The organism is Emticicia oligotrophica DSM 17448 (genome assembly GCF_000263195.1).
In the GTDB taxonomy this organism is placed as follows: Bacteria; Bacteroidota; Bacteroidia; order Cytophagales; family Spirosomataceae; genus Emticicia; species Emticicia oligotrophica.
The window spans coordinates 1,265,322-1,284,976 of sequence record NC_018748.1; the positions used below are offsets into that span (position 1 = coordinate 1,265,322).

17 protein-coding genes are annotated in these 19,655 nt (G+C 34.9%); 7 read left to right on the top strand and 10 right to left on the bottom strand.

Features of this window, described 5'->3' with window-relative positions; all coding sequences use genetic code 11:
- Positions 1-127: 127 nt before the first annotated feature.
- From EMTOL_RS05285 to EMTOL_RS05300, 4 genes are all read left to right on the top strand, one after another.
- Entirely contained in the window at positions 128-691 is a 564-nt protein-coding gene (locus tag EMTOL_RS05285; protein ID WP_015028243.1) for a transposase, read from the top strand.
- Between the two features lie 244 nt (positions 692-935).
- Positions 936-1,970 carry a glutamate 5-kinase gene (gene proB / locus EMTOL_RS05290; protein WP_041693926.1) on the top strand — a complete coding sequence of 345 codons (1,035 nt, stop codon included), beginning with the start codon at positions 936-938 and terminating at the stop codon, positions 1,968-1,970.
- A 36-nt stretch (positions 1,971-2,006) separates the two neighbouring features.
- On the top strand, positions 2,007-2,372 hold the full coding sequence (locus tag EMTOL_RS05295) for a hypothetical protein (protein WP_015028245.1): 366 nt from the start codon (positions 2,007-2,009) through the stop codon (positions 2,370-2,372).
- A gap of 1 nt (position 2,373) precedes the next feature.
- Positions 2,374-2,826 (top strand): GlcG/HbpS family heme-binding protein, encoded by a 453-nt coding sequence (locus EMTOL_RS05300; RefSeq protein ID WP_015028246.1) that lies wholly within the window; start codon positions 2,374-2,376, stop codon positions 2,824-2,826.
- Between the two features lie 16 nt (positions 2,827-2,842).
- Here the strand turns inward: EMTOL_RS05300 and EMTOL_RS05305 are convergent, their stop codons facing one another.
- Both EMTOL_RS05305 and EMTOL_RS21680 read right to left on the bottom strand, forming a co-directional pair.
- Positions 2,843-3,547: a hypothetical protein gene (locus EMTOL_RS05305; protein WP_015028247.1), complete on the bottom strand. Its 705-nt coding sequence runs from the start codon at positions 3,545-3,547 to the stop codon at positions 2,843-2,845.
- 73 nt (positions 3,548-3,620) lie between these two features.
- A complete protein-coding gene (locus EMTOL_RS21680) occupies positions 3,621-4,172 on the bottom strand; it encodes a hypothetical protein (RefSeq protein ID WP_305953179.1) in 552 nt (183 codons plus the stop codon).
- A 210-nt stretch (positions 4,173-4,382) separates the two neighbouring features.
- Between EMTOL_RS21680 and EMTOL_RS05315 the strand changes: the two genes are divergently transcribed.
- Both EMTOL_RS05315 and EMTOL_RS05320 read left to right on the top strand, forming a co-directional pair.
- The gene (locus EMTOL_RS05315; protein WP_015028249.1) at positions 4,383-5,336 is read left to right on the top strand and encodes a D-2-hydroxyacid dehydrogenase; all 954 of its coding nucleotides are present in this window, start codon (positions 4,383-4,385) and stop codon (positions 5,334-5,336) included.
- 67 nt (positions 5,337-5,403) lie between these two features.
- Positions 5,404-7,737 (top strand): DUF5916 domain-containing protein, encoded by a 2,334-nt coding sequence (locus EMTOL_RS05320; protein WP_015028250.1) that lies wholly within the window; start codon positions 5,404-5,406, stop codon positions 7,735-7,737.
- A gap of 49 nt (positions 7,738-7,786) precedes the next feature.
- Here the strand turns inward: EMTOL_RS05320 and EMTOL_RS05325 are convergent, their stop codons facing one another.
- The 8 genes from EMTOL_RS05325 to EMTOL_RS05360 form a co-directional block, all read right to left on the bottom strand.
- Positions 7,787-9,118, bottom strand: a complete 1,332-nt coding sequence (locus EMTOL_RS05325) for a GntP family permease (RefSeq protein ID WP_015028251.1) — start codon at positions 9,116-9,118, stop codon at positions 7,787-7,789.
- A 270-nt stretch (positions 9,119-9,388) separates the two neighbouring features.
- Positions 9,389-10,738 (bottom strand): glutamine synthetase family protein, encoded by a 1,350-nt coding sequence (locus EMTOL_RS05330; RefSeq protein ID WP_015028252.1) that lies wholly within the window; start codon positions 10,736-10,738, stop codon positions 9,389-9,391.
- Between the two features lie 87 nt (positions 10,739-10,825).
- Positions 10,826-12,031 (bottom strand): ATP-grasp domain-containing protein, encoded by a 1,206-nt coding sequence (locus EMTOL_RS05335; protein WP_015028253.1) that lies wholly within the window; start codon positions 12,029-12,031, stop codon positions 10,826-10,828.
- A gap of 318 nt (positions 12,032-12,349) precedes the next feature.
- Entirely contained in the window at positions 12,350-12,781 is a 432-nt protein-coding gene (locus EMTOL_RS05340; protein WP_015028254.1) for a DUF1573 domain-containing protein, read from the bottom strand.
- A 253-nt stretch (positions 12,782-13,034) separates the two neighbouring features.
- Positions 13,035-13,775, bottom strand: coding sequence for a tyrosine-protein phosphatase (locus EMTOL_RS05345; protein ID WP_015028255.1), 741 nt, complete (start codon positions 13,773-13,775; stop codon positions 13,035-13,037).
- 274 nt (positions 13,776-14,049) lie between these two features.
- A complete protein-coding gene (locus EMTOL_RS05350; protein ID WP_041693424.1) occupies positions 14,050-14,526 on the bottom strand; it encodes a hypothetical protein in 477 nt (158 codons plus the stop codon).
- Between the two features lie 42 nt (positions 14,527-14,568).
- Positions 14,569-14,982 (bottom strand): response regulator, encoded by a 414-nt coding sequence (locus tag EMTOL_RS05355; RefSeq protein WP_015028256.1) that lies wholly within the window; start codon positions 14,980-14,982, stop codon positions 14,569-14,571.
- 48 nt (positions 14,983-15,030) lie between these two features.
- Positions 15,031-15,735 (bottom strand): LytR/AlgR family response regulator transcription factor, encoded by a 705-nt coding sequence (locus EMTOL_RS05360; RefSeq protein ID WP_015028257.1) that lies wholly within the window; start codon positions 15,733-15,735, stop codon positions 15,031-15,033.
- 1,114 nt (positions 15,736-16,849) lie between these two features.
- On the opposite strand from EMTOL_RS05360, the gene EMTOL_RS05365 reads away from it, so the two are divergent.
- Positions 16,850-19,612: a PAS domain-containing sensor histidine kinase gene (locus tag EMTOL_RS05365; protein WP_015028258.1), complete on the top strand. Its 2,763-nt coding sequence runs from the start codon at positions 16,850-16,852 to the stop codon at positions 19,610-19,612.
- Positions 19,613-19,655 lie beyond the last annotated feature (43 nt).

The following is a 19,655-nucleotide window of genomic DNA, read 5'->3' on the forward strand; positions in this document are numbered from 1 at the left end:
TTTGTGTAAAAAATTTGCACAAAGTTTCCAGTTCCCCCAGAGTCTCCCGAAGGCACGTAGGGGACTCTGGGGGGCGAGGGGCTCAGGCAAACCAAATTAGTAAATAGAAGAAAAAAACATAGAACTCATGGCCGTAAAAGTAAGGCAGAGCCAACGAGCAACAATCTATTTTATAACATTTACTTGTCATAAGTGGTTGCCGCTTTTTGAAGAAACAAAACTATATGATAATATTTACTGTTGGTTCAAAATCTTACAAGAGCAAGGTATAAAAACAGTAGGCTATGTACTCATGCCCAATCATTTGCATTGTATGCTTTATTTACCCAAAGAAGCACCCGAACTTTATAAAATTATCAGTAATGTTAAGCGATTCATGGCGTATGAAATAGTCAAAAGATTAGAGCATGCAGGCAATACAACATTATTGGCAAAATTAGAAGAAGGTGTAAAAGTCAAAGAAGGGAAAAAGGGGAAGTTACATCAAGTATTTAAAGAAAGTTATGACGCAAAAGAGTGTTTTAATCAAAATTTTATCATTCAAAAATTAGATTATATGCACAAAAATCCAGTTAGTGGTAAATGGTATTTAGCAAGTGATTATTTACAATATAAACATTCATCAGCAAGATTTTATGATTTGAATGAAATAAATGAACTTGTAGTTTTAACCCATTATCAAGATGTCTAAGTAGGACAGACCAATGCCCTCAGAGTCCCGTGAAAAACGGAGACTCTGAGGGAACGAACGTTCCCACACCATAAACACGCAGGGAATGAAGATAAAATCGAAGAATCAGAAGAAATGACTTTAGAGAAAGTACTGAATTTTATTAGTGACTCTTTCTAAATCTCAAAAACACAAAAGCCTTGATAGTCGAATGATTATCAAGGCTTTTTTTGTGTAGTTTGAAAATCGTATCTTTGCCATTATGATTCAAAAACCTATCCTCATACTAAAATTCGGAACGGCTTCGATTACTCAAAAAAACGGAGAACCTGACGAAACCATCATTGCTGATATTGCTCGCCAAGTGGCCATTCTTCACGCTGATTATCAGATAGTTATGGTATCTTCGGGTGCGGTGGGTGCTGGAAAGCATTTTATCAAAAATTATTCGGGCGAAATTGCCGAGCGTAAGGCCGCCGCTGCCATCGGAAACCCACTTTTGTTGAATATTTACTCGAAATACTTCTCACAATACGGCATTCAGATTGCCCAAAGCTTGTGCGAACGTCAACATTTTGGCAACCGTGAGCAGTTTTTGCAGTTGAAAGAAACTTACCAAGAATTGTGGGAAAACGATATTATTCCGATTGCCAACGAAAACGACGTAGTGAGTAACCGTGAGTTAAAATTTTCGGATAACGACGAATTGGCGACATTAATCGCCACAGGTTTCGGAGCAGAAACACTGATGATTTGTACTTCGGTTGGTGGACTTTTAGATAAAGACAAAAACATCATTCGTAAAATAGAAAATATTGATAATCAGATTCTTGGCTTGGTCGATAACTCAAAATCGGCACTTGGTTCGGGCGGAATGGCTTCTAAATTAACTTTTACGAAACTCGCCACTCGAATGGGAATCAAAGTGATTATTTTTGGGATGAAAGAGCAAGATGGTATCTTAAAAGCAATCAAAGGTGAGGCAGGAAGCGAGTTTTCGGCACAAGAAGTCAATCTTTCATCAAGAAATAAATGGTTGGCCAGCGGAAGCGTTGCGGTAGGCACATTACAAATTGATGCAGGTGCAGCCAAAGCCATTCAAAAGCGTAGTAGTTTATTAGCCGTTGGCATACGCAAAATCAAAGGAGAATTTGAGATTGGTGAAGTTGTAGAAATTGTCGATAATCACGGCGAAATGCTAGCCGTTGCCCGCACAAAGGTTTCTTCGGTTGAGTTGGCCGAAAACCTCAAAACCATCAATTATGAAGTAGCAAATGCCAACGATATTGTATTGATTTGAGGCGAGTAATAAATTATATCCTAACCAAAACACAAAATGTACTTCCTCTATTTAGCGATTGCCGTTTTAGCTTTCATTTTCAATATTTTGATTGTGACCAGTAGTACAGCGGGCAGAAAAGTAGGCATTGCTCCTGTTATACAATTGGTTTTTATAATTCCGATTTTTATTAGTTGTTCGCTTATTTTTTATTTTACCAAAAACACCAGTCTGGGGCAGAACTACCAACATTTATATATTTTGTTACCATTCTTACTGGAAATCACCTACTTTGGTTTTACCAAAGACCTTTTTGGTATTTTCAAAGCAGATGGCTTCGTAATTCGCTCTTATGTTTTATCAATCGGATTAGCCACGATTGCTGCCTTTTTTCTCAATTGGTTATTCCTAAATATCTTCTAAAATGACACCTCAAAAACGCCAACAGATGATTCATCAAATACTTGAAAATCTTTCTGCTCAAGTACCTACATACAAAAGTAGCCAAGCTGATTGGGAAATTTGTGAAGGAAATGTAGCAGTTTGTATTATTGACCATGAAGGGAATATTTATGGAAAAATTTGGGGCGATGATAAATTAAAAGGCCGACGATACTACGATGTTGCTTATAGAAAAGCCTCGCAAGTTTGGATAACAGGCTACAAAACAGGTGAATTTGAACGTTTGATTTTCACCGATAAACTTAATTATCGAGATTTTGGCATTCCACTACCCGAGCTCATGGGTTGGGAAGGTGGCCAACCAATTCAATTAGATGATGAAACTATTATCTCATGTGGTTTTAGTGGCTTTAAAGGGGCAACCGACTTAGCAATTGTAAAAAAAGCCGCAGAAGCGGCTTTGCAACAAGTCTAAAGATACTTGGGAAAAGCTATTTTTCTTTTCCCCAAATTTCATTTACGGGGTCGCCTTTAGAGCTTTTACCCGAATGGTACCATTTATCTGCTTCTACCTTAGCATCAAAAGTCAGTGACGCCCCTACCCGACTGTTATCTCTTGAAAAAAACTCAAGTGTTTCGGTATATTTTCCATCTTTGAGGGTGTATGTTCCTCCGCCTGTGCCGAAAAATTCCTTAGTTTCGGGGTTAATTGCAAACCATTGAAACCTCGTACCTGAGCAAATTTTCAATGTTTTTCTGGCCGTACGCTTCATTTCAGTCATTTGTCCATCTTGCCCTACACGAGCCGTAATTCTCCAATTACCCGAAAGAGCATCATTGCCAGTATCAATTCGTTTCCAAGTAGCTTTTGCCTGATTTTCAAGGGTAAACTCGTTGTCTTTTCTTGTAAATTTATAACTAACTTTCGTCCCAACGCTCTCAGGATTTTTGTCGTTAAATTCGAGTGTTAAAGTTAACCCTGATTCATTTATTTCATAAGTCCCCCCGTAGGCACGGATATAAAGATTTTTCTCAAAAATGGCTATTGAAAGATAATTCTCAGTTGCAATCATTACTGCTCTTTCGGTAGAACCACTGCTTTCTGGCTGCATTTCCCATGCCCCACGAAGTGTTCCTGCTAAACTTTCAAAGACCAAAGCTAAAGCAAAAAAGAAAGTTATAATCGTTGTTTTCATATTTTTAGAATTTTAGGTTGAATCTCATTTTCAAGGTCGGCAAGGCTTTGAACTTTGCCGACCTTCTAGAGTGTTATCTATTTTTCAAAGCTTTTACTCCCCAAGCTCCCAAGGCACTTAAAACAGTAAGAAGGGTTATTCCTGCAAAAAACCATTTAATTAAGCCATTGTTTGAGGCAAATGCGGCCCAGAAATCAACTCTTTCTGGAAAAGCCCGCAGCATTTGAATGATTCCCGTATTTTCAAGCAAATCAAAGGTCAAGCCTCCAATAGGAATGACATTTAAAAAAGCCAAACGTTGCTTTTCCCATCCATTTTTCTTGAATAAAAAGCTAATGAGCATAATAAAAGAAAGCGTATAAATAATCGGATAAACAACATCAATCAGCGATTCTACCAATAGATAAACTGCTCGCCCATTCTCTCCATAACTTTCAATAATTTGATAACCACGCTCGGCACTAAAGCCAAAACTTAAATCCATTAAACCTCGATTCAATTCGGGGTCGAATTGCTTCTGAAAATAAGGCAAAATAGCTCCCGAAAAGGCAAATTGAAGGGCTAATAAACCTAAAACTAAATAGCCATTTGTACGGGCATAAAAGAAATCGGACAGTTTTTTCATGGTTTCTACTAAGGTTGGTTCTTGAAAAGATTGAATCGAATTTACCGCTTTATTTGAAGCTACATCTGTCAATGATTACAAAACTAATAATTTTGACTTAAAATACTAATTATCAAGTTTTTGAAAAGAAATTCCCATTCATCAATAAAGTGTTTTGACAAGAACATTTTAGGTGATAATTTCGAGACAAATTTTAAGATTCTAAGATTTATGAAAATCGTTTTCCTTGATGCCTATACCCTAAATCCGCTCAATGATTTAGACCTTTCAGTGCTAAACACACTCGGAGATATTACACTTTTTGACCGCACACCAATCGACCAAATTGTTGAGCGGGCTAAAGATGCCGAAATTATTCTCACCAATAAATGCCCACTTAGTGCTCAGACTATCAAGCAATTACCAAACTTGAAGTACATTGGTGTAACAGCTACTGGCTATAACATCATTGATATTGAAGCAGCCAAATCACAGGGCATTATGGTAGCCAATGTACGTGGTTATAGCTCGGCAGCAGTAGCTCAATTGGTATTTTCTCTGATTTTAGGCTTTACGAACCGAGTGGCCGAACACGCCGAGCATATTGATAAAACATGGCCTTCTGCAGCCGATTGGTGCTTTTATCATTATCCATTGGTGGAGTTAGAGGGGAAAACTTTGGGTATCATCGGTTTGGGTGATATTGGCAAGAAAGTAGCCAACATTGGCTTAGGATTTGGCATGAAAGTTTTGGCAAATAAGCGAGATTTGAGTTCGGGTGGAATGACAGGCGTGGAGCTATGTACTCAAGAAAAAATTCTACAAGAGAGCGATTATATTTCTTTACATTGCCCATTAACTCCTGAAAATCAGAATCTTATTAATAAGCAAACACTGGACTTAATGAAGCCATCGGCCATTTTGATAAATACTTCAAGAGGTGGATTGATTCATGAACAAGATTTGGCTGACGCCCTCAACAATGGTCGTATTGCTGGTGCAGGGCTTGATGTGCTCTCTGCCGAACCACCCGCTGCATCAAATCCATTATTAACGGCAAAAAATACGATAATCACGCCACATATTGCTTGGGCGGGTGTAAACGCACGCAAAGATTTACTGAAAGGTGTGGTTGAAAATATAGTCGATTTTCAGCGAGGAAAGACACCAAAAGGCAAGATTTAGTGCAATTTGTTCGTACCTTTGCCTTCTAAAACCTAATGACAACAAACTACATTTTTTAAAATCCTTTATGAAAAAACTATACTTTACCATAGGAGTAATCCTATTGGGAATAAATCTATTATTTGCCCAAGAATCAAAAAACAGAGATGAAGAAAAATATACCATACGCATCAAGAAAGCTAAGGAGGCTCTAAAATTAGATGGTGTATTAGATGAAGGCTCATGGAATACAGCCGAAATTGCTAAAAATTTCTTTCTGAATCGTCCTTACGATTCATCTTTTGCCAAACTCCAAACCGAGGTTAAGGTATTATTCGACGATAACTTTATATACGTTGGAGCGATTTGTTATGAACCCCGCAGTATGTACACCGTTGCCTCTCTAAAACGTGACTTCGAAGGTGGTACAAGTGATGTTTTTACAGTAAATTTCGATACTTTCAAAGATAAACTTAATGGTTTTCAGTTTGCTATTAACCCCTATGGAGTACAACGTGAAGGCTTGATTTTTAATGGAGAAGAAACTTCTAATTTTTGGGATAATAAATGGTATTCGCATGTAAAGCAACACGATGATTTTTGGGTGGTTGAAATGGCAATTCCATTTAAAACACTTCGCTATAAGGTAGTGGAAGGACAAAATTCATGGCGAGTAAACTTTGGTAGAAATGTATTAAAAGCCAACGAGGTATCTACTTGGGGACCAGTTCCAAGAAATTTTCGCCCTGCCAACTTGGCATTCGCTGGTAATCTGATTTGGGACGAAAATCCACCAAAACCCGGAGCAAATGTTTCACTAATTCCTTTCGTTTCGTTTTCTTCTCAAAAAGATTTTCCACGAAATGAATCTGACCTAAAGGCCTTGCCAACTACTTCGAGTACGCCTGCGGGTGTGGGGTTAGATGCAAAAATTGCCGTAACCCCTTCGCTCAATCTAGACTTGACCGTAAATCCTGATTTTTCTCAAGTAGAGGTAGATAAACAAGTAACCAATTTGAGTCGCTTTGAATTGTTTTTCCCAGAAAGAAGACAATTTTTTCTAGAAAACAATGACCTTTTTGGCACTTTTGGTTTCCCTGATACACGTCCTTTTTTCTCACGTCGTATCGGTATTACGCGTAATCCAAATACGGGTTTGACCCAACGAGTACCTATCTTGGCGGGGGCAAGATTAAGCGGAAAACTCAACGATAATTGGAGAATTGGCTTGATGAATATGCAAACGAGAAAAGTAAATTTCGGAGAAGATAAATATCTTCCTGCGGCCAATTATTCGGTTGCCGTTGTACAACGAAAATTGCTTAATCGCTCTACTTTGGGAGGTATTTTTGTCAATAAAGAAAATGATTTCAGTAATCTAACAAGTGAGCAAACATCTGGTTATCGAAAATTCAACCGTGTAGGAGGTTTAGAATTTAATTTCTATTCAAAAGATAGTCGTTTTGAATCTGAAAGCTATTATCATCAATCTTTTTCACCCGAAAACAATAAAGATGCTGGTAGTTTAGCTCATTTTATGGGCTACCACCACCCACACATCGACCTTAATTTAGGTGTACAACGAATCGGACAAAATTATCGTGCCGACGTAGGTTTTGTGCCACGTACGGGTATCTGGCAGATTTATCGCCCAGCCAATATCATTCTTAACCCAAAATCGAAGAAAGTGGTTAAATATATCAATGCTTACGGAATTGGTACAGAAGGAAGCGATGTTTTTGATTTAACAGGAAAACGTTTAGATGGCGAAACCAATGTGTTTTTATTTGCTAATAATGCGGCCGGTTCAGAGGTGTACTTAGCCAAAGGATGGAGTTTTACGCATTTATTTGCCACTTTCGACCCTACCAATGCAAGTAATAATCCAAATCCAGATAATTTTAAGAATGTAGCAGAATTGCCAATTGGTGATTATCGCTCAAATTTTATCAGCTTTGGTTATACAAGTAGTAAAAGAAACAACCTAAATGGCTCTTTTAGCTACACTAAAGGTGATTACTTCACGAATAAAGCCCAAGGTGTAAAAGGTACTGGTTTGTTTTTAGAGGGTAGTCTTGGTTATCGTTACCAGCCTTATGGGGTCTTTGGAGTAGATTTTAACTACACTCAAATTGATATGTCAAAGCCTTATAATAGCGTAAAATACTGGCTTGTAGGCCCACGTGCTGAGCTCTCTTTCTCGAAAAGTGTATTTTTCAGCACATTTTTCCAGTATAATACGCAAACCAATAATACCAATATTAACTCACGATTACAATGGCGTTTCCGCCCTGTATCTGATTTCTTCTTAGTATATACTGATAATTATTTCGCTGAAAATATCCCTAATTATTATATTAAAGCATGGACACCTAAAAATCGTGCCTTAATTTTCAAAATGACATACTGGCTGAATGTGTAGTAATAGTTTATAGAAAGTACTCAAAATATTTACTATTTGGGTACTTTCTTCAAAACACTAAATAAATTAAGCAAACTACAATCAAGCTTACAATACCTTGCAGACCCGAAAGTAGTGTATGTGTACGATAAGCATCTCGTTGATTGATTCCTGTAAATTGTGAAACTACCCAAAACCAAGCATCATTAGCGTGCGATACCGTCATGGCTCCACTGCCTACTGCCATTACTAAAAGGGTAAGTTCGAATGGTGATGCAAAACCTACGGATGTAGCTAATGGAGCTAAAATTCCAGAAGTAAGTACCATTGAAGTAGTAGTTGACCCCTGAGCTGTTTTGAAAAATGCCCCTACTAAAAAAGCTATCACTAAAAACATCACGCCTGTTGTCTGATTGGCTAATAACCAAGTGCTAATCATGTCTTTTAAAGCTGTTTCTTTCAAAATTGCCCCAAAAGCTCCACCTGCTCCTACCAACACGAGCGTAGTGCCACAATGCTCAATTCCGCTCTTAAAACAAGCTAATAATTTATCGGCAGGTTTTTCAGGGAAAAGTGTGTATGAAAAAGCAATAGCCAGCAAAAACGAAACCAAAGGACTTCCTAAGAAACCCAGCCAATGCAATACTTCGTCGCTGAAAAAATGCGTAATCTTAGCGAAAGAAGCGATTGTTATGAGCAAAATCGGCAATAAGATAGGCATAAATGCTTTCCAGGCAGGTAAATTACTTTGCGTATCAGCGAGGGAAGTATCCCATTCGTCATCTTCAATGATTTCGATGTTATTGGCATATTTTTGAGCAAACCACGTAGAAACAAACAAACTTGGAATAGCAACTACCAAGCCCAATAAAATAACTAAGCCAATAGAATCAGTTAAGTTTAAATTACCAGCAGCCGAAAGTGGCCCCGGTGTAGGTGGTACAAGTGTATGTGTGGCAAAAAGTCCACCAGACAATGCGATGGCAATCGTACCAAGTGGACGATTTACCATTTTTGCCACAATTTTATTGAGTTTTGCTAAAATAATAAAGCCCGAATCGCAAAAGACGGGTATTCCTACAATAGCTCCAATGACCGACATCGCAAAAGCAGGATATTTCTCTCCAAAAATTTTCAAAATCACATCTGCGACTTTAATTGCTGCTCCCGATTTATCTAAAATTGCTCCAATCACACAACCCAAAATAACCATCAAGCCAATTTTTGACATTAATTCCCCAAAACCTTTGCCAATGGTTTCGGCCAATTTATCAATCGGTAAACCTGCATAGATACCCACCGATAAAGCAGCCAACAATAAACCAGCCAAAGGGTGCAATTTGAACCAAGTAGAAGAAATAACTATAAAAGCTATCGCCAAGAATACAACGAGGATTATCATAGGGTTGATGTTAGAATGTATAAATAAGTTGATTTTTAGTTTCTAACTTTCATACATTTAGATATTAATTTCCAATTTTTGTTTGTGTGTAATATTCGATGATTGAATATGCTCTTCGGTGGTTGAGCGTATCCGAAACCATCGAATTTTTCTTGGTGGGTAGCTTCGACTTCACTAAGCTACCAATATGATTCTACATGCATTTAACAATTAGTTTTATTTCTTTGATAAATGCTCTTAGTCAACTATTTTCATGTTCTATTTTTGAGTTTATATAATCTCAAAATATCGCTTTAGCTCAAAATCGGTTACCACTTTGGCGTATTGCCTCCATTCCCATTCACGGGTTTGCGTAAAGTGATGCACAAAAGCATCGCCAAATAATTCTTTTGCAACTGCCGAATTTTTCATAGCTTGTGTAGCTTCATACAAATTGCTTGGTAATACGCCATTACTCAAATCTTTGTAACCATTACCAACAGTAGCAGGTTGCTCAAGCTTGAGATTATTCCGAATTCCGTAAAGGCCAGCTGCCAAACAAGCGGCCAAAGCCAAATATGGATTAGTGTCTGAGCCAACCACGCGGGTTTCTAATCGGCATGATTTCTTACCTAATGGAAGGGCACGCAATGCGACAGTCCGATTATCAACTGCCCATGTAAGCGTTGTTGGAGCCCAAGCACCTTCTACCAAACGCTTATAACTATTAATTGTTGGAGCAACCATAGGTAAAATATGGGGTAAACAATACAATTGTCCAGCCATATAACTTTGCATCAACGAACTAATATGATTTGGAGCACTTTCATCATAAAAAAGGTTCGTTTTCTCACTCGAATCCCATAAACTTTGGTGTACGTGACCACTACAACCAGGCAGATTTTCGTTGATTTTTGCCATAAATGTGGCCATAATGCCCAATTTGTTGGCAATTTCTTTAACTGAAGTTTTGAATAAAATCGCTCGGTCGGCTGCTGAAAGAATATCTGAATAAGTGATAGCTGCTTCATAAACACCAGGGCCTGTTTCGGTATGAAGGCCTTCGAGTGGCACATTAAATTGTGTCAATTGTTCAAAAATATTGGTCATAAAATCATTACGAAGACTACTTCTCAGCAATGAATAACCAAACATTCCCGGTGTAATGGGTTGAAGATTCTGAAATCCTTTTTCATGAACAGACGCAGGTGTTTCTTCAAAATTAAACCATTCAAATTCTTGCGAAAAGAAAGGTCTATAACCCGCAGCTTCGGTATCTTGAATAACCTTTTTCAAGATATTTCTAGGGCATACCTCGGCCGCGTCCTCAATAAAATCAGCCAAGAAAAAAGGAATATCATTTTCCCAAGGGATTTTTCGAAATGTACTTAAATCTAGCTTAGCTTTAGCATCTGGATAACCTGAATGCCACCCCGTAAACGAGGCATTATCGTAGCAAACATCGGCCATATCCCAGCCAAAAACAACATCACAAAAACCTAAATCGCCTTCCAACAACGACATGAATTTTTGCTTACTAATGTATTTTCCACGTAAAACTCCATCAATATCAGCGATAGCTAATTTAACTTTCCCCGAAGGATGATTATTTACGTAATCTATGATTTCTTGTTGAGTCATTTTGATTGAAGATTTACGAAATACAAATCACGATTGATAGGATAAAACTTAAATTTATAAATCCAAAATCGTCATTCATAAATCAAATTAATGCACGGGTTTATCAGGAGCGGGAGCCGAGGCATGGTAACCCAAATCTCGAATCATGATGGCGTACTTTTCCATCAATTCAAGCACTTTTGCTCTACTTTCTGAGCGAACGATAAGTCCAATATGGTATTCCTCATTCATTTTCCAGACAATTTCTGGGTCATTAAATGGCGTGTAATCTGGGTGTTCATACGAAGAAAGAGAAATGATAATACCAGAATAATAATCTTCAACTTTAGGTAGTTCATAAGTGTCCCCCGTAGCTATCATGGTTTCTATTTTAGCCCACTCTTTCCAGAGATTTATACCCGATGAATATTCTACCATTTCGGCCAAATTGGCTCCCCCCACGCGTGAAGCAGTTTCTAGGAAATAAAACTGCCCATCTTCGTAGCATTTTATCATTTCGGTATGTGATGCACTTGACCTCATACCAAACGCACGCATAACATCTTCGTTTACCTTTTTAAGAAGCTTGGCATCTTCAGAACCATGTTCAACAGTCACTGAACGAAAAATACCACCCCCATGAGCTACCTCAAATGGGGTATTCAGATATTGGTTACATCTCGTAAAAATCACTTTTCCATTAATTGTGAGAGAATCTACGTGATAAACATCGCCCGGTTTGAATTGTTCAATAAGAAAATTATGACGCTCTTCACCCAAAGCATGAATGGTATCCCATGCTTCTTGAAAACTATGAACTTTCTTTATACCCGCTGCCGAAGCTTCTGAACGAGGTTTGATAACCCACGGTGCAGGAGTACGTTGTAGGTACTCGGTAATATCAATATCGTGGAAAAGTGGACTGAATGGGGGCACTGCAATACCTAAATCTTGAGCCTGTACACGCATAGCGAGTTTATCTCTAAAATAACGGGCAGTAGTTTGCCCCATCCCCGGAATACGGAAATGCTCACGAACTAAGGCGGCTTTTTCGACATCAAAATCATCTAGAGCTACTACTCTATCAATTTTTACAGTACGCATCAGGTTAGCTAATCCTGTTAATATTTTGTGATAAGTATCAAAGTTGTTATCGACATTATCTAGGTAAAACACTTCATCTATCGACTCCCATGGCCAAGGTTTATCTTTCAATTTTTGGTTAGTTAGCAAAAAAACTTTATTTCCTTCTGCTTTACATGATTTCAAAAATTCGACACCTTTAAAATAAGTACATATACAAAGAAAATTCATAGGATAGAGTCTTACTTGATGGTTAAATATGGTTTGATACTCAAATATAGAAATTTGGCTTTTATAATCAATATTTCTTCAAACAAAAAGCCCTACTCTCTTTTCAGCAGAATAGGGCTTTTGTGTCAAAAATTAAACTCTACAATAAAATAAACTCAAAACAAATTTTAGGCTATAAAGTATGTGCTTTTATACTTTCTCTAAGACAATGTAGATACGAAAATACTTGGAGTTAGGTTGCGGAAGAGCAGAAATTAAACAAAAAGCCTCCTGACGTTTGTCAAGAGGCTTTTAGATTCAAATAATCTTTATAGAAAATTAAGATTTTTTCTTTGCTTTTGGAGCTGAAGCTGGTGCTGAAGCAGGTGCCGAAGCAGGAGCCGAAGTAACCTCACCTTTAATTGTAAGAATTACTGATGAATTTTCAGCATTGCTTGATACAGTAATTGTTTTTGTAAATGCACCTGGACGACCAGAAGTGTTATAACCAACTTTTATTACACTTTTTCCACCTGGCATAATTGGGTCTTTAGAGTACTCAGGAGTTGTACATCCACAAGATGCTTGTGCGTTTGAGATAACTACTGGAGCAGTACCAGTATTTGTTACTTCAAAATTGTAAGTTGCTAATGGACCTTCAGTAATTTTACCGAAATCATGTACTTCTTTATTAAATTTTAAAACACCTTGAGCATTTGATGCTGCTACAAAAGCAAATACTACTGCAATCGTTAAAAATAATTTTTTCATTGATTTAATTGATTTTAAGTTTTGAAATACAATTTTTATTTTAGTCAAGCATATTTATTAATACAAATAAACAATATTAGATTATACAAGACAAATTTTTAACAATCCATTAACAATTGCTAAATCGTAAAGAAAGCCTAGGTATTAAAAAACAAAGAGCAGTCAACTGACTGCCCTTGTAAACTAAATTAAATTTATTTGTTCGTATGTCACTTTAATTTTCAATGCAAATACCACAACTAACTCCTTAAGATTACAAAAGGTTTAAATTTTTAAAGTGATATCGCTTTATTAAATCGTACAATTCACGATTTTTTGCACTATTGTCCAATAACTGAAAATGTTTATCATGGTATAAGTTTGTTCCTAAAAAATCTACAAATTTTTCATCTATCAACTTTAAAGCAACTTTTTTAGTGGTTCGACCATAGTAACCCAATAATGAAAGTATATTTACTTGCATTAAACATCCAATATGATTGAGACGTCTATAGATTCTTGGTGAATTATGCCAAAAATGGTATCTTTCAGGTTGAGATAAAATGGGTTGATACCCCTTCATGTGTAGATTAAAAATTACTTCTTCAAAATTATTAGGAGGGGCAACTGCGTGTGACATTGATATTAAAACATATCTTTTATCCCCAAAGCTTAGAATATCATTTGAATTTAATAATTTTTCAAATTCGGTATCTAAATAATATTCCGCTGTTGCCTCAATACTTATTGAAATATTTCTTGCATATAATTCTTTTTGCAATTCCAACAATCCTCTCTTTATAGCATCACTACTATTAATATAGGATTCATTTATGTAATTTGGTGTGGTAATAATTTTCTGATATCCTAACGATTTAAGATTCTTTATGTATTTAATACTTGTTTCTAAATCAGTATTTCTATTGGCAACTCTTGGTATGAGATGAGCATGCACATCCACTTTCAACATTTCTCCAAATGTTGTTTTTGCCTTTTTTTCAAAAAAAGAGAACATTATAATTTTTAGTTATTAGGTAAGCAAATAAGCCGCGAATCCGAATAGACAACTCAGCTCTATAAGATAATATTAGTACAATAGCACTAACCTATATTTTGTGACATTTCCCATCAAAATTTAAAATATTCAAATAGCAGTATTACCCATATATTTTATAAGAATATATGAACTGTGATACTAAAAACAACTTTTAATGTATTGGAATATTCTATATAGATTTGGTAAAAACTAAATCTATTACATGCTTTCTTAAGTTTTTTTTATTTAAAACTTAATTTCCGTAAGAGGTTCTCTCTATTCTACCCTGTATTTTAGTAGTAATATCTTGTATGATATTATCTAACTCTTTAGCAGTTGATTGAATATCTTGAAAAAAGGATTCTTTCTCAGAATCTGATAACGAATTGTCTTGCAGGATGCTAACTATACCCATTAAACGTGCTAAAGGAGCTCTCACCAAATGTGATTGTTGCCATACAATTTCGTTCAACAATTTAGTTTGTTTTGTGAGTTTATTTACACACTCCTTCATAAACATATCATCTTTATTGATATTCGATAATAGACTCTTTTTTGGTACCTCAGATATAGCTTCTATAGTATTTTGATTTTCCACAATATATTTTAAAGCTCGCATTTTATCTGTCTGAACACCAATTCCAGCGAAACTTGATCTTCTACCTAAATTACTATAGACCCCTATATCCTGCAAGCCACTTGAGGATAACTCATAAAATTTATCAACCATTATTTTGTATACTTGATTATTAGGAATTTGTATATTCGATTATTAGGAAATTGCGTTTTTTAGCGATTTAAGCATGTCGATATTAATGGGCTTAGTCAAAAAAGAAATTACTTGTGGATAAGATTCTGCTTTCTTGAAGTCGGCCGCACTGATTGAGGAGCTAACAATTACAATCAGTAAATTATCTTTTAATCTACTTTTGTTAATACTATCTAAAAACTCCCATCCATTCATAATCGGCATGTTAATATCTAGAAAAACAAGGTATCGTGAAGGGTTTTGCTCCGAAATAAAGTCTAGGGCATCTTTTCCATTATCAAATAACATTGGTTTAGAAGATAGCCCAGCACTATTCAGCAAAAAAGTATGCATCCTTTGAATGATTTTGTCATCATCAACAATCAATGTGGCAATATCTGAGGGGATGTCTAATGTTTCAATATTTTTTTGATACATGACTATATAAAAGTTGTATTAAAAGGGATACTAAACAGGTTGAAATACTTACTTATTATTCAAAAAAAACTCTAAAAATTGTTTTCTTTGAGCTCTACTTAATGGTAGTTCTTTAAGATTATTACCACTAAGAATAATTTTACTTTCTTCTACCGAGATTATTTTGCTTTTATTGGCCAAAAACCTTCTGTGCACTTGAATAAAACAACTTTCTGATAAGGTCTCTTTCATTGATTTCAAGGAAGCTAAATGCACGTAACATTCATTCCCCACAAAAATTTTTACATAATCAGAATATGACTCCACGTAATCTATATCGTTAATCGGAACTTTTATAGATCTTCCTTTATCTTTCAAAACAATAAACCCAGAACAATCTGCTACATTATCTAACTTCATCATCTTTTTTACTTTCTCCATGGCTTGCATGAATCTTCGAAAAGTGAAGGGTTTTCTCAGATAATCTACTACATTGAACTCAAATGCTTGCACTGCGTATATATCATAAGCCGTTGTTATAATAACATAGGGCATTATTGGCAATTCAGGTAGGAAATCTAGGCCGTTTTTATCTGGTAAGATTATATCTAAAAATATTACATCAATCTTAACAGAATTTTTTTCTATAAAAGTACGAGCTGCTTCTATAGTTTCAAAAACCCCTAAAATGTTTAGTTCTCCATCGAAAGCCTTACAATTTCTGATGAGCGTCTGCTGTGACAAAAAATCATCTTCTATTATAATACAATTCATAAGACTTTTCCCCCTGATACATGTAAAAAACGACTAGCCGTTATAATTCTGTAATAAAACATTTACTTAAAGCACAAAATGCAAGAGTAATAACTAATAACAACCAGACTAACTCAAATTATTTTTGTACTTAATTCGCAAGAACTGATACAATATTAGCTAATCTGATAGACAAAATTACTATACAATTCGACGAATTGCCATTTATACTCTATAAATGGCAAGTGATTCGAACTAAAAGAATCTTTCGGACAATTTACTTCATTAACGAACCTTTTTACCTATTTGTTTATATATATGCTACTGCGAATAGCAATATTTACCAAATAATAATTAAATGTATACTTCTTTTTTGAAACTTTATACTTTTTGGGCATTATTTGTATAGAACTTTTTAACCGTAAAATATGCTCTTTATTCAATCCATAGATTTTTGACAACCAATCATAGATTTTTTTTGCTTACAACCATTTAGCTTACGTACTTTCGAGAAAAATAAAGAGATTTGATTAACAGTTTTTATTTGGAGTCTTGAGTGTAATGTATTTAAAGAAAAAGTAAATAGTCTTATATAAGTAACATAATAAGTGTTTTAAAAGTTTACCTAACCCCTATTTAAGTATAAATACTCAATAACAAGTTTAAATTGTTTTATTTAAGTAAAGTCACAGCAAGAAGTTTTTTGGTAAAAAGGAAGGTTTTACCTTCCTTTTTCTTTCCAATTAAATTTTTGTTTGAAACCCATGAGCAACTTCATAACATAATTTATTCTACCTAAAACTCAAAGTCAATAAATGTTCGCTTATCGAATGTTTGTTCACTCGTCGATAAAAAAAAACCACTCGTAGAATTTCTTCAAATAAGAATACATACATTTTAAAATTAGTATTCCTTTTGCAGAATAATTAATACGACAAAACTCTTTATCTCTATTTTAAAAATTAATATTTACTATTTTTAAAATTCAATAGTTTCCTAAATACTTATAATTATAATTTTCAAGCCATAAAAACTAAGTATTTTTACTTATAACAGTAGCACTATTTTGAGATAAAAAACAACTTTGGGAGATTAAATCCATTTTTATAATCTGTGAACCAATTCTTATAAAATCATGATTACGCTAAGAAAAAGCCAATTAACTTACCCAAAATTTCTTAACCGAACTTTTGCTTATTATCCTTCATTTTCAAGTATTATTACACCTCAGTTTTTCAACAAGTACCAATACTTAGTATCAAACATCGACAATTTATTATTTGCAGTTAGTGCAAATGGCCTTGTAAAATTTAATTCCCAAAACATCAGATGTGATTATCCCTTAAAAATTGATTCCTCTACTAAAAGACTCTTCTTCGATTTTTATTACGATTATGTTTGCAGTGTTTTTAGTTTGGTGGACGAAAAAGTACAAACGACTTATCCGTATATCGAGCTGCCAATAAAAAACAGTGTTGGCAAGCACGCTTGGGTAAAAGTTAACTTATTTTTAACAAACCTACAAAATGAGCCATTACTTTATGGTACCGTACAAGATTTTTCGCATGAGAAATCATCTAATGAGCACAAAGTTGATATTACCAATGAGGCAGCTTCAACACTGATAAGCAGCCTTGAAACAGGTGTATTGATGGAAGACGAAAATAGAAGAGTGATTATTACGAATAAATCTCTCCTAAATATTTTTGACTTAAATCTAAATCCTAATGATTTAATTGGGCAAAATTGTCAGTTAATGGCTCACGAGATGAAAAGCTATTTCAAATATCCTGAGCAGTTCATCGATTTTATAGAGATGAATGTTCAAGGACATACCGTAAAAAATGGAGAGATTTTAGAGTTAAAAAACGGGAAAATACTGGAAAGAGACTATTTACCGATTCAAAATAAAAATGGTAAATACCGCCATATATGGAAATATCGTGATATTACTCTAAAATATAATATTGATAAGCAAATCAAACAAAGCGAGGAGAAACATCGTGGGATTATTGAAAACATGCAATTGGGAATCATTGAGGTTGATACCAACGATATTATCATAAACGCCTACAATAAGTTGTGTGAAATGACTGGTTACGAGCCAGACGAGTTGATAGGAAAGAAAGCTTATCAAGTTTTGATAAAAAATAGTAATATTGAAACCTATAAAGAGGCTAAAAATAGAATTATTAAGGGCGATGGAAAACCTTATGAAATTCCAGTTATAAGAAAAGATGGTACCACTATTTGGGTGATTATCAGTAGTAGTCCGATTTACAACGAGCAAAATCAATTAACAGGCTTACTGAGTATTTTCTATGATATAACCGAAAGAAAGAAGCTCGAACAGGAGCTCGAATTGGCCAATAAAGTTGCGGCGGCAGCACAAGAGAGCGAACGCTTGTTTTTAACAAGTATGACTCACGAACTTAAAACGCCAATTAATGCCATTATTGGCATGACAGATTTACTTAAATTAACACAACTCAACCGAGAGCAGTTAGACTATTTGGGCATTTTAGAAACCTCTACTAAATTTCTCCAAAAGTTAATTACTGATATCCTCGATATTTCTAAGATTGAATCTGGTAATATTCAAATCAATGCTATTTCATTTGATTTGAATAAGATGCTGACGGATACCGTAAAAACCTTTGAGCATACCTTAGGTAAAAAGAATATTGACCTTGTGCTTGATTTAGATTTTAGTCTTGATTCATACATCATTGGAGACCCACTTTTACTACAACAAATTTTAATCAATTTATTATCTAATGCTGAAAAATTCACCTCTGAAGGTCAAATAACTGTCAAGATATCCATAGTGAATCAAACGAATCAAAACGTTAAGATAGGATTTTCGGTTAAGGATACTGGAATAGGATTTGAACTTGACAACAAAGACTTGATATTCAACAAGTTCTTTCAGTTGCCTTCTGTAAGCCAGCATAAATCAGAAGGAGTAGGTTTAGGCTTAACGATTGTAAAAAAACTCATTGAGCTTCACGAAAGTGAAATTAAAGTAAAAAGTAAAAAAGGTAAAGGTTCGGAGTTTTCATTTGAACTCACCTTCGACAAAGGCCTTAAATTGGAAGCACCTAAGGTTTTAAATTCAAGAACTGAAGATAATATTCCAACTAACTTCCAAAACTTAAGGATTTTGGTTGTGGAAGACAACTTACTAAATCAACAATACTTAGAGCGAGTAATGAACAAATGGTCTGTCAATTATGATGTTGCCAAATCGGGTGAGGAAGCAATACAGATTTTTGACAAGAAAAGGTTTGATTTAGTTTTCATGGACCTACAATTACCAGGCATTGATGGATTCGAAACTGCTGTTAAACTCCGTACAAATTTCCCAGAACGTACTTTTATTATTATTGCCATGACGGCGGTGGTTTTTCCTAAAATTGAACGAGAAGTACTCAAGTTTGGAATGGATGATATTATCAAGAAACCATTTACGCTAACTGAGCTTTCAAATAAAATTAATTCATATTTCCCGAAGTCAAGTTTTGATGAAACAACAGAACCTCAAAATATCTTTATCAGTGAATTAGATAAAGACTTTTTGAATGAATTCTATATAGATGATTACCGCTATGCTCTAGAAGTTTTCAAAGTATTTGAAAGCGAATATCTTAAAGAGCTTGAAAGTATTTTAGCATCTACTAAAAAAGATGATTTATCAACTATAAAAAAGAGACTTCACAGAATCAAAGCTTCTTTTAAAATGGTTGGTCTTTCTGAACTTGAAAACATAATCTCGTTTTTTATTCTGAAGAACAACAATACTATTGCAGATTTGAAAAAAATGGTCAATCCAAATGATATTACCTACATAAAAAATATCATAAAGAAACAAATTAGTATTCTTGAGAATGTAACATAAATATTATTATAAAATGAGTCATCCAAAATTCTGAAAGAAATAA